Here is a 15,707-nt window from a genome sequence, read left to right as displayed (position 1 = left end):
ATCAGATAGAGGAGATACGTAATACCTCCAACATTTCCCGGCTAATCTCCCTGTCTTTCTTGATTGCTCTTTTGAATGGAACATATACGATCTCGTTTTCCCGGATGCCAATCATCACGTTACGCTGATATTCCATTAATGCCTGTATGGCTGCAACCCCCATACGGCTTGCAAGGATACGGTCCTGTGCAGTAGGTGAGCCGCCACGCTGCAGGTGCCCAAGTATGGACACACGTACGTCGTATTGCGGATATTCCTTTTTTACCCTTTCTGCCAACTTCATGGCGCCACCGGTCACTTCGCTTTCAGTGACAAGTACCATGCTACTGTTTTTTGATTTGCGGAATCCCTGCTCAATGAGTTCTGCCAACTGGTCTTTTTCGATACTTATTTCCGGAATAATAGCTGCTTCGGCTCCTGAAGCAATGGCACTGTTGAGCGCCAGGTAGCCACAGTTACGGCCCATTACCTCTATGAAGAACAAACGCTCATGTGAAGTGGCTGTATCCCGTATTTTATCCATCGACTGCATGATGGTGTTCAGTGCTGTGTCGTATCCGATAGTTGTGTCGGTACCGTTCAGGTCATTATCAATAGTGCCGGGGAGACCTACCACAGGTATGTTGTACTCATTGGCAAAAATAGCAGCACCCGTCAGAGAACCGTCGCCACCAATCACTACTAACGCTTCGATGCCGTGTTTCTGCATGTTCTCGTATGCGATCCTTCTCCCTTCCTCAGTCATAAAATCTGCCGAACGGGCTGTTTTCAGCATGGTTCCTCCCTGTTGGATGATGTTGCTTACACTGTTGGTCTTGAATTCCATAATCTCGTCAGAAATCAATCCCCTGTATCCCCTGTAAATCCCGTACACTTTCATGTTATTGAAGATCCCGGCACGTGTTACCGCACGAATGGCGGCATTCATGCCGGGTGCGTCTCCTCCGGAAGTGAGGACACCTACACTTTTTATATTAGAGTCCATAATTGAAATGTTAATCTTTGAAGATTTGGGTGTTATTTACCTGATCTTTTTGAATAATCCTTTTAAATAACGAAGCGCAAAGATAGATTTTTTTAATGATGCATACAAAAAAAAGCTGCTTAAAAAGCAGCTTTTTCGACTTGCATCTGGGGTTGTAGTTTTGCGATGTTTTGGGCTACAGCCTCCATTTGCCACATAGGCGTGGAAGTTGCCCCACAAATACCTATACTGATATCCTCTTTTATAAGGGATGGATCTATCTCATCCGGATGATGGATCAGGTATGAGTTGGGATTCTTTTTCTTACATTCTGCAAACAGGACTTTACCGTTGGAACTCTTCTCCCCGGCAATAAAGAAGATGAGGTCATGATTTTCCGCAAACTCCTGTATATTGGGAACCCGGTTCGATACCTGACGGCAGATGGTGTCGTAGAATTCAAATTTAGCGTCGCCCTGCATACGGGATTTGATCAGTTCTCCTACTTCACGAAAACCTTCAAGCGATTTGGTCGTTTGAGAAAAGAGGCTGATGTCTTTTGTGAAGTCCAGTTTGTCTATCTCCTCTTTGCTCTCGATTACAATGGCCGATTCATCAGTCTGCCCGAGCAGTCCGTTCACCTCCGCATGTCCCTTTTTACCGAAAATAACAACCTGGGCATCGTCGCTTTCCGCATGTGTGTATTTTTTCTTGATCCGTTTCTGCAATCCCAGTACTACGGGACAAGAAGCATCAATCAACTCAATATTGTTTTGTTTGGCTATTTCATAAGTGCTGGGCGGTTCGCCGTGTGCGCGAAGCAGTACCCGCACGTTCTTTAATTCCCTGAACTGCTCATGATTGATGGTGATTAACCCCATCTTTTCCAGACGTTCTACTTCTATGTTGTTGTGTACGATGTCACCCAGGCAATAGAGGGTGCCTCCTTTTTTCAGCTCCTCTTCCGCTCTGATAATAGCTTTCTCCACCCCGAAACAGCAACCGGACTGCCTGTCTATTTCAATTTTGTTCATTTTTTACTGTGATTCTGTTAAACATATCCAATGCCCATTGCAGTTGTCCCTCGATATCTACGTGCGTATTGTCGAGTTCAATTGCATCATCGGCCTTACGTAGCGGACTCTCGGCCCGCGTAGTGTCACGCAAGTCGCGTTCCTTTACATTCGCCAATATATCTTCATAAGCCGGTGGGTTGATCCCTTTGGCTTTCATCTCATCAAAACGGCGTTGTGCCCGTATTTCTGGTGGGGCAGTGACGAAGAGTTTTAATTCGGCATCCGGAAGAACAACCGTACCTATATCGCGGCCATCCATCACCACCCCCTTCTCTTTCCCCATCTCCTGCTGCTGGCGAACCAGTTCTTTCCGTACAAACCCGAGCGTGCTTACCCGGCTGGCACCGTTAGCCACTTCTAAAGTACGGATATCATCCTCCACATTTTCTCCGTTCAGGTAAGTATCCTGGCTGCCCTGTGCATTAGGAGCAAATGTTATCTTTATCTCTGAAACATGTTCGCGAAGGGCTTCTTCGTCCATCGTTGTTTCCGTGATCCACCCTTTCCTGATAGCGTACAGGGCAACAGCGCGATACATGGCTCCACTGTCGATATAGGTATAACCCAATTTTCTGGCCAGGTCTTTAGCCATTGTACTTTTGCCGCACGAGGAAAAACCGTCGATGGCAATATTAATCTTTTTTGCGTGCATATCCAAATGATCAATCTCTTTATCCGTTGTTTCCCTGCGATAACCTGCAATGGGTAAATATCCCGAATGAGATAAACAAAGTACAAAGATAGAATGTTTTTGTAAGAATATCTTTTAACAGAAATGGATATTTATCCCTGTTAAAATGTATGGATGATAATGTTAAAAGTCATCCAGGTTTTGTCTTGAAGTTTTATTTTTGTATCATTACGGTCGCTAATAAAGTGTATGTTTCGTTGAAATAGCATAATAAAGAAAGGAGAAGTTATGAAACCGATGTTCCAGGAGTTGCCATTTCCCGTAGATAGTCATATACATTATTATATAGAAGACCTGCCTCATTTCATTGTTCCCTGGCATTATCATCCTGCTATTGAGATTATGTAGGGTCTGCTTATTAAATCCCAATCAGGCACACAATTTCATTTGTGGCCCGAGTGGATAAATGTTTATATTTCTCACTTTCATCAGCTTCAATAGTAACGAGACAAAATAAGACAGGGGAATATCCCTCATGTGCCGGATCAGGTTCATCACAAAAATGATAGCCCCTATCCAACTGTTTGACGTCGAGGACAGTCTGGCCCGGATATCATTTAAACCATATCCACGCTTGCCCTGACCAAACTTCCCTTCAACCTGGTTGCGTTCCCCCGCCTCTCGTCGCTCTTTACGTTTTTGGTGTCTGCTCTTGATCTCTTTTACCGGTTTTCGTCCCAGTGGCTCCCCGGTGTAGCGGATCCTTTTTTCTTTCAAAAACCGCCTGTTCTCCCGGGTGAGATATATCTTGTCCACCTGGACCAGCTCCGGATACTTCCCGGTCAGCTTCCTAAAGCGTTCAACCTGTGCCTGAAGATCCTGTCCCTCGTTGAAGGCATCCCAGTCAAAATGATCCACCCTGGCATAGCCATCCAACAGGCTGATATTTATTTTCGCCCCAAACTCCGTCTTTGCCTTGGCTTTGCCGCGGACGATGGGGCGTACATGCGGTTGATGAATGTTCACGATGCGATCTTCTACTTGATGGCTCTTCTTCTTGTACATTGTCTCCTGCTGTTCCAGCAGATGCTGGATGACAAAAAAATATTTCAGTTGCCGCCGGTCGAAAGGAATCGGTTGATCCTTTATGGTGTCCAACATATTGTTAATAATCCGTACATCCCGTTTCAGGTAGTTGATCTGCTTTCGTATCGCTTTTCTTAACACGTTGGCTGGTTTTCTCTTCATTTTCGACACATTCAGGAAATCCTTGCGGGCAACCCTCCTGTAGGTGCGGGGTTTATCCCGGACTCCCAGCTTCAAACACAGTTCATCAATCAGTTCTTCCGCCTTTTGACGGCTCTCGTTTAACAGGTCCAGGTCGGTGGGGTATTTGATATCCGCATCACAGACTGTAGCATCCATTTGAAGTTTCCCCTTGTTCCCGGGATGCGGATCGGGATCGTCATCATTATTAACCCCATCATCCTTCGCAACCGTGTCAACCTCTTCTTGTTTTGCCCCGGCTTTCAGCTTTAATCCTTTTCTTATCAAATCATCTGTCAATGATTCAAAGACATCCAGGTCGATTCGCTTTCTGATGGATACCGGCAGTGAGGGTGTCATCACCTGTTCATAAGTGAAAGCCTCAAGCCCAAGAAAATACTGCATGTAGGGATTTTCCTGGATCATCTCTATCACGCCGCGGTCATCCGTCTTCATGATGTGCTTTATGATGACCACTCTCAGCACAAGCCTGGCATCCTTGGTGGGTGCACCCCGGTTGCTCTTGAAGTTCTTGTAATAAAGCCGGGCGAACTCTTCCCAGGGAACTATTTTTGAAAGAAAAACCCACCGGTTATTCTCATCCAGTTTTGCCTCGAAGGGCATCTTGAACTCGGAAATTGAAAGCTGTCTGGAGCTCTTGTATCGTATCATAAAATGCAAGGTTTATGAAGTAAAAATACTCAATTTCTTGCAGCTATGCAAATATTATGACGGTTAATCTGCTGATTTTCAGCATAAATATCGATTATTCAGCAGACCCTATGTAAACTTAGAAATATAATTAAGCGGTACTTCTAATTGATATTTTTTACAGAATAGACATTATATTGGTTAAGGAATAAGGCTATTGACAACCAAACATCTAAAATCTTATTCGATATAAACTCTAATAAAAAATAAAACATCATGTTAATAAGTGGAATTGTGCTTATCGTATCGGGAATACTCGCTGTCCCTCCCCGTGTTTTACCTGCAAAATGGATTGACTTGATTTTGCGTTACAGAGCCTGTTTCAGTATCATTTGCCTTATATTTGGAGTGTGGGAACTGATTATTTACATTCAAAACATATTCACGGATAACAATCTTTTTATCGGTATTGTCGGGCTACTTTTTTCAATAGCCAAAATAAATATGGGAATAATATTGGGATACAAATTAATGGAGAAACAGATCCTGAAATGGAATAACAAAAAAACAGTTGACGGATTGTATAAAAGAAATGTTGATTTTATCCTGTTTAAAACCAATATGAGCTTTATTGTGATTGGGCTTGGTGTTTGCCAGGTTCTTATTGCGTTTTTTCGTTGATGGAAAATTCATTGTAACCGGATCAGATATTGTATTTTGTTTTCCTTATCAGGAAAGCAATAGTAAGAAAGAGTGGACTGTCCACTCTTTTTTAGTGAAGTGGATGTATAGTTGGGCATCGTTTTTTTGTACTTCAGTACTTAAAATAGCCGTTTAGGAATTGCACTCTCTACAATCTGCACAGTTGTAGTATTACTTTGCATTGTCAAAATCATAAAGAAAACAATGTTAAGAGAAAGAATAATTCAACAAGCGACAACCCTTTTTGGCCTTCATGGTATTAAAAATATTTCCATGGACGATTTGGCATCTTCTTTAGGGATCTCTAAACGGACTATTTACAAGAATTTTAAGAATAAAGAAGACATTTTGAAGAATTGCATCCTTGTTTCTCAAGAAGATAGAAACCATAGAGTTATTGAAATCATGAGTCAATCGGAGAATATTATTGATGGATGTTTACAAATAATCAATCATTATAAATACGCCCGGTTACCGGTTGCTATATTCTGGGAGGATATCTACAAATATTATCCGGAAACTTATCAATACATTTTAGAGGATGCAGAGAAAAGTAATATCTATTTGAAACGATTACTGAAAGAAGGAATAGAAGACAATTATTTCCGTAAAAATCTACATTTTGATGAAACTGTCTTTATGTTGGATATAAGTACTTGCATAGTAATCTACGGTATTTATTCAGTAAGAGTTTCTTTATCCCGAACAGATATGATTTTCAATATAATGGTTAATATGCTCCGCGGAATTTCTACCGATAAAGGTATTGAAATCGTAGATAAATATATTGCCGACTTACCCCATTCAAATAATTAATAATATTTTATGAGAGCTACAAAAATTGGTATCGTCGTAATGACGATTTGTGGATTGTTTAGGTTACCGGTTGCGAACGCGCAAGAAACGGATCCCGGAATATTGCAGTGCTGGGAAAGTTAATGGCGCCCGATCCTGATAGCGCTGACGATGGTATCCAGGTAGGCCGGAAAAATATGTGGACGGGAGGGGTCAATGTGAGTCTGCCACTCGTTGTACCGTCATTATGGAAAAATATCCAGATGAGCAAGGTTGATTTGGAAATTGCCGTGGAGCAGTCGCGATCATCGAAGATCGATCTGACACACCAGGTAAAAAAGGCTTTTTACAGTATATTATTGGCAAAAGACAGCTACGATTTGTTCAGGGAAACCTATGCGACCGACTCTTTGAACCTAGTAAATATCAAAAATAAGTTTGAGCAGGGTGTCGTCTCCGAATACGATGTCATTACCGCCGATGTCCGCCTCAAAAGCATTATTCCCAATATCCTGCAGTCGGAAAGCATGTTGAAAATCGCGGAACTTCAATTGAAAATGCTGATGGGTATTGACTCTGAGCTGCCGGTGGAGATCGTGGGATCGCTTTCTGATTATGAAAAATGGATGTTTGAAGCCATTGTTCCCTCTGATGACAATCTGATTGGCAATAGTGACCTGAAACAATTCGACCTGCAAGCTATGCAGGCGGAAAACGCGTATGAGATGCAAAAACTGCAGCGTCTGCCCACCCTCACCTCTTCTTTCAACTATTCCTATATAAGCCAGAACAACGATTTCAAATTCAACACATATCGTTGGGATCCTTATTCAGTGGTAGGTGTGACGCTTGCCATTCCGCTCTTTAGCGGGGGGCAACGGTATCATAATATCAAACAGTCCGAAATTCAATTGTACCAATTACAGGAACAACGCCATAACCTGAAACGGGGCCTGCAACTATCCGTGAAGAACAGTGTGGAGCTTATCAATAAAAGTATTGAACAGGTTGTTGCTGCCGAGTCGTCTGTACAACAAGCAAAGAAAGGGTACGAAATCACACAGAAAAGGTATGAGACAGGAGCGGGAACTATCGTGGATCTGAATGCGGCTGCCCTTGCGGTAACCAATGCCGAATTGCAATACCGTAATGCTATCTATGACTACTTGGCATCCAAAGCTGATTTGGAAAAAACACTCGGTTATGATATCTAAGTTGATGTGATGATTTGATAATCTATTGATGTGATGATATCGATAAATCGGTAAAAGTATTGATAATAAATGAATTGATTGGGATTTGAATATCGAAATATAAAATCAAAGAAATTGAAACTAAATATAAATCAAATGAAACGAAAAGTCTTTCTAAAATTTATCTCGTTGGCTGCTCTTCTGATGCTCTCTTCGTGCGGAGGATCCGGTAAGAGTGAACAACAAACAGAGAACACTAAAAGAAACGTCATAGTGGAAGAGGTCAGGTTGGTGCCTGTAGACCAACTCTCATCTTTTACAGCCACAGTTGAAGCAAAAGCTGTCAATCATATCACTCCTGCGATGGGTGGTCGTATCAGGGTTATTCATGTGGATGTTGGCAGTAGGGTTTCCAAAGGACAAACTGTGGTCACAATGGATGCAGCCAATTACTCACAGCAAGAGACACAATTGGCTACTCTACGGCGCGATTATGAGAGATATAGTGAATTGTACAAAGTGGGAGGTGTTTCCAAACAACAACTGGATCAAATGAAAACACAGCTTGATGTTGCTCAGACAGCGCTGAATACTACCGGAGAAAATACCGGGTTGATAAGTCCCATAAGTGGAATTGTGACCGCCCGTAATTATGATCCGGGTGATGTGGTTGCCGGAATGCCGATCCTGACGATTGAAAATATCAATCCGGTCAAGATAGTCATCAATGTATCGGAATCATATTATAGTAAAGTATCTCCGGGGATGCCCGCTACAATAGTCGTGGATGCGTTGGAGGGTGAAACTTTCGAAGGAAAAATATCTTTGATCCATCCGACGATTAACCCGACTTCACGTACTTTTCCCGTGGAGATTGAAGTGAACAACACCGACCAGCGTCTTCGTCCGGGAATGTTTTCACGCGTGACACTTAATTTCGGAACCAATGAACGTCCGCTCGTCACTGATTTGGCTGTCTTGAAACAAAGCGGGTCCAACGACCGGTATGTTTTTTTGGAAAAAGATGGAAAGGCCGTCTATACGAAAGTAGAGCTGGGAACCCGGATTGGCGATAAATATGAGATAGTATCGGGGTTACATGTCGGTGACCGTGTGATCGTTCAGGGAAATTCCGGATTGATTGAAGGCGCCGAAGTGGAAGTTATTGATTAAAAATTTCAGATTTAAGATTGAGTCCGCTCCGAAAAGTCGGAGTGATAATTTAGTTTAAAATTTTTTGTACAATAAATTTTATAAATCAGGTAAATTTCACCTGAAAAGTTCTTTGAAATATTTGTGTATATAGCTATTATTCACTACCTTAGTAGGGCTTAAAACTGTATAATATGTTCAAAAAATCGGACGAAAACCCTCAATTGGGCATTTTTTCATCACCGACGGAGTACTTCAGAGACTCTAAGAAGAAAGAATACCTAAAAAATGACTCCTGGCATAACCGGTTCCGAAACCATGTTGTAATGCGTGTGGATGAGTCTATTTTCAGACCACTTTATTCTAATGGAACGGGGGCTCCTAATGCCTCTATCCGTATTTTGGTCGGTATGATGATCCTCAAGGAAGGCCAGGGATGGAGCGACGCACAATTGTTTGAGAACTGCGCATACAATTTACTTGTTCGCAGTGCTCTGGGTCTGATGTCGTTAGAGGACGCTGAGCCTGTTTCATCCACTTACTACCTTTTCCGTCGCCATCTGGTTGACTATGCAAGGGAACACGGCGAAGACCTGTTCAAAAAGTGCCAGGGGCAAATCACCCGTGACCAGCTATTGGAGTTTGAGGTGAGCGGCAAGCAGGTGCGCATGGACAGTAAACTGGTCGGCAGCAATATCGCCTGGTACTCCCGTTACGAGTTGATTCATGAAACCCTGCGTCTGTTTATCAATGAAAGGGAGGAACATATCTTCAATAAGAGCCTGTCCAAAGAGATGTTTTCCCTTATCGAAAGCATACAGGGTGAAACGGGCAACAAGGTGGTGTACCGCAGTACAAAGGCCGAGGTTGATGCCAGGTTCGTTGAACTGGGCAAACTGATGTACCGTTTTATAGGGCTCTTCAAGAAGCATGACTATGGTCATTACCAGACCCTTAAAGCGGTTTTCGAACAACAATACTCGGTTGGCAGGGACAAAACTGTCGTTCCTCTGGAAAAGGAGAAAGTCAGCGCCAAATCCATACAGTCACCCCATGACACCGACTGCCATTACCGTGACAAAGACGGCAACAAGGTCAAAGGGTATTCGGTGAACGTCACCGAGACATGCGACCAACCGGGAGATGACAAAGATACGGCATTGAACCTGATAACCGATACCGAGGTAACGGTGGCATCGGCTCCGGACAACGGCTTCCTTGAACAAGCCCTGGATCGGACACAGGAAATAATATCCGACAAAATAGAGAAAGTATATGCCGACGGGGCTTACCACAGTGCTGATAATCAGGAGTATTGCCAAAGCGATAAAAATGGCATCGAGCTGATACTCACAGGCATGCAAGGCCCCGCACCGAGATATGACATCCGTTTGGACGAACAGAATGAAATCAATTTAATAGTAACCGACAACAAAACAGGAACAACAATACAGGCACAACGGGTAAAACTCCGCAAAGACAAAACACAGAGGAAATGGAGGATCAAGACTGAAGAAGGAAAATACCGCTACTTCGATGAGGATAACCTCAGGGCTGCCGCTCTGAGGAAGAAATTGGACGATATCCCGATAGATGAAAAAAATATCAGGAACAATGTCGAAGCAAGCATTTTCCAGTTAGGATACCATTACCCGAATGACAAGAGCCGTTACAGGTCACTTGCCAAGCACAAACTATGGGCATACTCCCGCTCGTTGTGGATAAACTTCGTCAGGATAGTGAATTATATGACGCGAATAAGTCAAAGAGCGCTTTTTTGGCAAAAACTGCCACAATATATAATTAATTTATGTTTCAATATGTATATTATTGTAAACATACTTTCAATTAATAAAAACAATCACATTTGTCCGGTTAAACTTCATTTTTCAGCAATTTGAAAAAATGGGGTTTTCAGAGCAGACTCATAATTTTAAAATTCTAAATTCAAATGAAAGCAGTTTTGATTATATTTGATCAGGCACATTACAGCCAGATCGAGAGAGACCTGTCCAAACTGAATATTCGTGGATTTTCGTCCTGGAAAGAAGTTTACGGCAGAGGCAGCAACACCGGAGAGCCTCATTATGGCAGCCATGCATGGCCGTCGGTAAATAATGCTATCATTACAATAGTCGAAAATGACAGAGTCGCGTTCTTACTTAAATACCTAAAAGAGCTTGATAATGAGTATAACAATTTAGGGCTTCGAGCTTTTGTTTTGAACGTGGAAGATATGGTGTGATTTTTTTAGAAGTGTACACTATTCTGTAATAAACGTACATTTAAGTCGGAAGCCGGGCATGGATATGTCCGGCTTTTCTGAGTGGGTTGTCGTACAATATAGTCCTTTTCTTCACTCGCAGGATTATCCCGCCTAATAGGGATTAATCAGGTTTAGGTCACAATTATGATGGATCACTTTGTGGTGTAACCACTTTCCTAACCGAAGGATAAATATTACCTTTGCAGCCTCTTTAGGCTGTCATTGATAATTTATTAATCCGGACATTGTTATGTTGTATTCGTTACTTCAGAATTCTTATTTTTCCGTTTTTCTTATTATAGCGCTTGGCTATATGCTTGGACGCATCAAAATTAAAGGTCTCTCACTCGATGTGTCGGCAGTGATCTTTATAGCTTTGCTGTTCGGCCATTTTGGGGTGACTATTCCCAGCTCATTGGGATATTTCGGGTTGGTGTTGTTTATTTTTACTATCGGTTTACAATCGGGGCCCGGTTTTTTCGATTCGTTTAAAAAGAATGGAAAAAATCTATTAATGATGGCATTGATTATTGTGGTTAGTGCCGGTGCTGTTGGTATAGGATTGGCCTATCTCTTCGGTATAGATGTGCCGGGAGTGACGGGGTTGATTGCCGGCGCATTGACCAGTACACCGGGGCTGGCGGTAGCCATCGACAGTACCAATTCCCCGCTTGCTTCCATTGCGTACGGTATTGCTTACCCGTTTGGAGTGATAGGGGTGATTCTGTTTGTGAAATTCTTCCCGAAAATGATTGGTGTTGACCTGCAACAGGAAGCGCTCCGGCTCGACCGGCAGGAAAAGGCGGCCTATCCTGAAGTGAACTTCGCAGTCTTCCGGGTCAAAAATCCGACCGTATTCGATAAATCATTGGCCGAATTGCAGATACGTTCCATGACAGGAGCTGTTATCTCCCGCCTGATCCATGAGGGCACAATGGTGATTCCCCGGGCAAAGACCATCCTCAGGGAAGGGGATCTGGTCAAAGCTGTAGGAACGGATAACTCACTGAACCAACTTGCTCTGTTTATTGGTGAACGTACCGAGATAGAATTGCCGGTAGATCAGGACCAGGTGGTGGAATCGCTCCTGGTTACCAATAAGAGGATGGTAGACAAGATATTGGGGTCATTAGACCTTTCCCGGGCATATCATTGTAATATCACGCGTATCCGACGGAGTGGAATAGTGCTTTCTCCTACACCCGACCTGAAACTGAAATTCGGTGATAAGGTAGTGGTAGTAGGCGAGCGAAAGAGTGTGCAGGAAGTGGGATTACTGCTGGGCAACAACGAGAAAAAATTATCGGATACCGACTTTTTCCCGATAGCCATGGGTATTGTACTGGGTATATTAGTCGGGCAGTTACAGATCTCTTTTTCCGATTCGTTCTCCTTTTCCTTGGGACTGACGGGTGGAGTACTGATGACAGCGCTTGTGCTGAGTAAACTGGGAAAAACAGGGCCAATCCTCTGGTCGATGTCGGGGATGTCGAACCAGCTACTGCGGCAACTCGGGCTATTGCTTTTCCTCGCTGAAGTGGGAACGTCGGCAGGCGCTAATCTCTTTGCGACCTTCCAGACCTATGGCTTACCATATTTCCTTACTGGAGCAGTTATCACGATAGTACCCATGATTATCGCCGGATTGCTTGGATTTTACGTGTTCAAAATCCCTATTCTGGATTTAATGGGTACCATTGTCGGAGGTATGACCAGTACCCCCGGGCTGGCCACTGTCGATTCAATGACCGACAGCACTGCTCCCAGCGTGGCTTACGCCACCGTATATCCCGTAGCCATGATATTATTGATCGTATTGATACAAGTGCTCGCCCTGTTGGGATAACCTCCATAGTACGGCTCCGGTGAACCGGATTTCGGTTTGAGATGTTGTATTGTTCAATTACATTAGTCGTTTTCTCGCCATGACATAGCCCAAACAAGTTTGATCTCTGTACATTTGGCTTAACAAAAACGTTCAATAAAATAAATAAGTAAAAGATATGGCTGTTATCAAAAGTATCCTCGATACCGACCTTTATAAGTTTACTACCGGTTATGCCTATTCGAAGCTCTTTCCAAGAGCTTACGGCGAGTTTGAATTTATAGACCGGAGTAACGGTGACTATCCGGAAGGATTTGACCGGCTCCTGAGAAAAGAACTGGAGGAGATGTCGAACCTTGCACTCACCAAAGAGGAGGAGGCGTTTGTAAGGAAGCAAATGCCTTATCTGCCGCCAATCTATATTGATTTTCTGAAAGGATTCCGGTTTGATCCCTCGGAGGTGGAGATCGACATGGAGGGAAGCAAGTTGCATATAAAAGCGCTTGGGCTTCTCTATCGCGTCACCCTTTGGGAAACTCCTATCCTGGCGACCGTCTCCGAGCTCTACTTCCGTGAGACCGGCCGTTATCCAGACCTGAAATATATGGAAGAGGTGACTGTGGAGAAAGCGAAGAAGATGCAGGAGCATAATCTTTCCGTCTCCCTTTTCGGAATGCGGCGGCGGTTCAGCGCCGATGTGGAAGACCGGGTGACCGGACTGTTGAAGCAACATGCCGGTACCGGCCTCTATGGGACGAGCAATGTCTATATGGCATTTAAACATAACCTGAACGTGTCAGGGACACATCCACACGAATGGGTGCAGTTCCACGGGTCGATCTACGGTTACAAGATGGCCAATTATATGTCGATGGAGAATTGGATCAATGTTTACGACGGCGATCTGGGTACTGTGCTGACCGATACTTATACCACCGATGTTTTTCTGCGTAACTTCAGTAAAAAACATGCGTCGCTCTTTACCAGCCTGCGTCACGATAGCGGGGATCCGTTCTTGTTTACCGACAAGGTGATCCGGAGGTATGAGGAGTTACGTGTAAATCCTAAACTTAAATACCTGGTTTTTTCCGACAGCCTGAATGTGGACAAGGCTATTCAAATCAAAGAATATTGCGGCGACCGTATCGGTGCCACTTTTGGGATTGGTACAAATCTGACAGCCGATGTAGGGAACGATATCAAAGGAATGAATATCGTGATGAAGCTTTTCCGCTGCAAGATGACTCCCCGTGAAGAGTGGCAGGAGTGCATCAAACTATCGGATGTAGAAGGTAAGCATACCGGCAGCGAGCAGGAGATAGCGATTGCCCAGGCGGTACTGGGGTTGTAATTAATAAAAAAAGTTGTAGGTATACTCGCTTCGGTTGCCTGCCCCGTCAACAACAGTAAAAACCAATACCTGCTGTTGACCTTTTGTCAGCCGGCTGTCATCAAACCGGTAAGTATAGATCGATGATTTGCTGTCGTGTGTGAACAATACATACTCGCCGTTGATCTCTCCCCTGAATGATGCGATACCGCTCTTGTCATCCCTGAGCCGGATGCGGATGCGTTTTTGATTTACCCAGATAGCTGGTTCTATAGGTGTTATGACGGGAGCGATAGTATCGGCCGATATGGCGTACCGATCACCCAACTCGCGAATGCTGATTTTAATACCCCCACGGACATACTCTCCCCCGACCCAACTCTCCGATCCGTTGTCGCTGATCCTTACGATACCGTAATTTTTTTTGTTTTGTAACGTGTCGGTGTGCATGCCGATCCACATATCTGCACGGTCATGTAGTGGAACAGGGCTATTGTTCACTTGGTGCAGATCGGAATAATGATTCCTACTTCTGGTTGTGGAATGGGAAAAGCAAAAATCGTTGTACAGGTTTCCTTTTGGAATTTGCAATTGAAACCCCATCTCCATATAAGAGTTATAGAGGTTCCAGGCCATCCAGTTATTACAATCCGGTCTTTGGGGGATAGACTGTGATTTTCCGTCGACGGTGAAATTGTAGGTCAGCCTGTTTCCGTAATGATCTTCCAGTTCATACCGGAATCGGTATGGCCTCTCTTCGTCAATATCGATATATCCGTTATTTTCGGCTTCATAGAATGGAAGGGTGTTGCCCGGCTCAATAAATGATTTCATAAAGAACGACCGTCGCTTTCTCCAATCTTCAAAGTCGATGAAAGTGTTCAGCATACGTGTATCCGCGAATGAGAACCGGCTTATGGTACTGTTGAATATTTGGCGGTCATCCACGAAAAGACGGATATGCTTTACGCCGTAGATATTGTTTTGGCCGTCCATCCGGTCGTATGCCTTTACACCCACACCGATACGTCCCCAGGCCTCAATGTTTCTTCCCAGTGGTGACGGATTTCCCGCTTTATCTTTGCTGATATTAAGTCTGACAGGATTGCCGCTACCGTTGACTACCCCTTTTTCAAGTATGGGATAAAAGGTGATCCCCTGAAGGTTCGGTTTTCGTGTATCGGGTATCTTAGCCAGAAATTCCAATGCGTCCAACGGCTCTTCCGTGTGGGTATCGCGTATCTCAAAATGGAGGTGAGGCCCGCCGGAACTGCCGGTGTTGCCGCTCAAAGCAATTTGTTCCCCTTTCTTTACCGGCAACATGCCCGGCTCCGGATAGAGGATGACACTGAATCGCTCCTGTCGGTATTGTTGTTCCTTTACCCATTCCGCGATCTCTCTGGAGAAGCTGTTGAGATGCGCATATACACTGGTATGGCCGGTAGAGGGATGGTCTACATAGAGTGCCAACCCATAGCCCCCGGGAGAGACACTGATGCGGGAGACGTATCCGTCCTCGATGGCGATGATGGGTTTGTCGACCACCTGTTGTGTCTTGAAATCGATACCGGAATGGAAATGATTATTTCTTAATTCGCCGAAGTTGCCGCTAAGTGCGGGAGGGATGGTGACGGGATTTCTGTACTGCTGTGAATAGGATAGGGATATACTTGTAAAAAACAGGAAGAGTATCAGCTGTAATTTGAATAGTCGCATTATATAGTTAAGAGTGAAAAATTAAGAACTAAAAATGAAAAATTAAAAGTGAAGATCAGAGCCAAGAATTAAATGAGGAATTAAAAAATTAAGAATGATGACAGAACCAAGACTTTAGATTTGGGATGTCGGATGTTGGA

Annotated in this window: 13 protein-coding genes and 1 pseudogene; 9 read left to right on the top strand and 5 right to left on the bottom strand. The window is 43.9% G+C overall.

The genetic code is table 11. The annotated features are described in order from the left end of the window. Position 1 precedes the first annotated feature (1 nt). The 3 genes from pfkA to cmk all read right to left on the bottom strand — a co-directional run bounded on the left by pfkA (position 2) and on the right by cmk (position 2,692). A complete protein-coding gene (pfkA, locus tag PSM36_RS10510) occupies positions 2-985 on the bottom strand; it encodes a 6-phosphofructokinase (RefSeq protein ID WP_076930858.1) in 984 nt (327 codons plus the stop codon). Between the two features lie 119 nt (positions 986-1,104). After that, positions 1,105-1,998 (bottom strand): 4-hydroxy-3-methylbut-2-enyl diphosphate reductase, encoded by an 894-nt coding sequence (locus PSM36_RS10505; protein ID WP_076930857.1) that lies wholly within the window; start codon positions 1,996-1,998, stop codon positions 1,105-1,107. Then, positions 1,985-2,692 (bottom strand): (d)CMP kinase, encoded by a 708-nt coding sequence (cmk, locus tag PSM36_RS10500; RefSeq protein ID WP_076930856.1) that lies wholly within the window; start codon positions 2,690-2,692, stop codon positions 1,985-1,987. Before cmk ends, PSM36_RS10505 begins: the two co-directional genes overlap by 14 nt. Before the next feature lie 267 nt (positions 2,693-2,959). On the opposite strand from cmk, the pseudogene PSM36_RS17375 reads away from it, so the two are divergent. Beyond that, positions 2,960-3,076, top strand: a pseudogene (locus PSM36_RS17375) (AraC family transcriptional regulator); the annotation flags it as partial. Positions 3,077-3,100: 24 nt separating this feature from the next. Here PSM36_RS17375 and PSM36_RS10495 read toward each other — a convergent pair. Beyond that, a complete protein-coding gene (locus tag PSM36_RS10495; protein ID WP_076930855.1) occupies positions 3,101-4,609 on the bottom strand; it encodes an IS5 family transposase in 1,509 nt (502 codons plus the stop codon). Positions 4,610-4,864: 255 nt separating this feature from the next. Between PSM36_RS10495 and PSM36_RS10490 the strand changes: the two genes are divergently transcribed. From PSM36_RS10490 to pncB, 8 genes are all read left to right on the top strand, one after another. After that, positions 4,865-5,269, top strand: coding sequence for a hypothetical protein (locus PSM36_RS10490; protein ID WP_076930854.1), 405 nt, complete (start codon positions 4,865-4,867; stop codon positions 5,267-5,269). Positions 5,270-5,494: 225 nt separating this feature from the next. After that, positions 5,495-6,106, top strand: coding sequence for a TetR/AcrR family transcriptional regulator (locus tag PSM36_RS10485; RefSeq protein WP_076930853.1), 612 nt, complete (start codon positions 5,495-5,497; stop codon positions 6,104-6,106). Positions 6,107-6,213: 107 nt separating this feature from the next. After that, on the top strand, positions 6,214-7,299 hold the full coding sequence (locus PSM36_RS10480) for a TolC family protein (RefSeq protein ID WP_232001415.1): 1,086 nt from the start codon (positions 6,214-6,216) through the stop codon (positions 7,297-7,299). A gap of 135 nt (positions 7,300-7,434) precedes the next feature. Continuing rightward, positions 7,435-8,451 (top strand): efflux RND transporter periplasmic adaptor subunit, encoded by a 1,017-nt coding sequence (locus tag PSM36_RS10475; RefSeq protein ID WP_076932191.1) that lies wholly within the window; start codon positions 7,435-7,437, stop codon positions 8,449-8,451. 173 nt (positions 8,452-8,624) lie between these two features. Further along, positions 8,625-10,331, top strand: coding sequence for a transposase (locus tag PSM36_RS10470; protein ID WP_076929013.1), 1,707 nt, complete (start codon positions 8,625-8,627; stop codon positions 10,329-10,331). 50 nt (positions 10,332-10,381) lie between these two features. Then, positions 10,382-10,675, top strand: a complete 294-nt coding sequence (locus PSM36_RS10465; protein ID WP_076930852.1) for a PG0541 family transporter-associated protein — start codon at positions 10,382-10,384, stop codon at positions 10,673-10,675. A 271-nt stretch (positions 10,676-10,946) separates the two neighbouring features. Beyond that, on the top strand, positions 10,947-12,542 hold the full coding sequence (locus tag PSM36_RS10460) for an aspartate:alanine exchanger family transporter (RefSeq protein ID WP_076930851.1): 1,596 nt from the start codon (positions 10,947-10,949) through the stop codon (positions 12,540-12,542). A gap of 157 nt (positions 12,543-12,699) precedes the next feature. Continuing rightward, the gene (gene pncB / locus PSM36_RS10455) at positions 12,700-13,872 is read left to right on the top strand and encodes a nicotinate phosphoribosyltransferase (protein ID WP_076930850.1); all 1,173 of its coding nucleotides are present in this window, start codon (positions 12,700-12,702) and stop codon (positions 13,870-13,872) included. Here the strand turns inward: pncB and PSM36_RS10450 are convergent, their stop codons facing one another. Beyond that, a complete protein-coding gene (locus PSM36_RS10450; protein ID WP_076930849.1) occupies positions 13,873-15,567 on the bottom strand; it encodes a M23 family metallopeptidase in 1,695 nt (564 codons plus the stop codon). Positions 15,568-15,707 lie beyond the last annotated feature (140 nt).

The organism is Proteiniphilum saccharofermentans, assembly GCF_900095135.1.
In the GTDB taxonomy this organism is placed as follows: Bacteria; Bacteroidota; Bacteroidia; order Bacteroidales; family Dysgonomonadaceae; genus Proteiniphilum; species Proteiniphilum saccharofermentans.
Note: the sequence above shows the minus strand (reverse complement) of the source record. Positions and strands in the feature narration are given on the sequence as shown.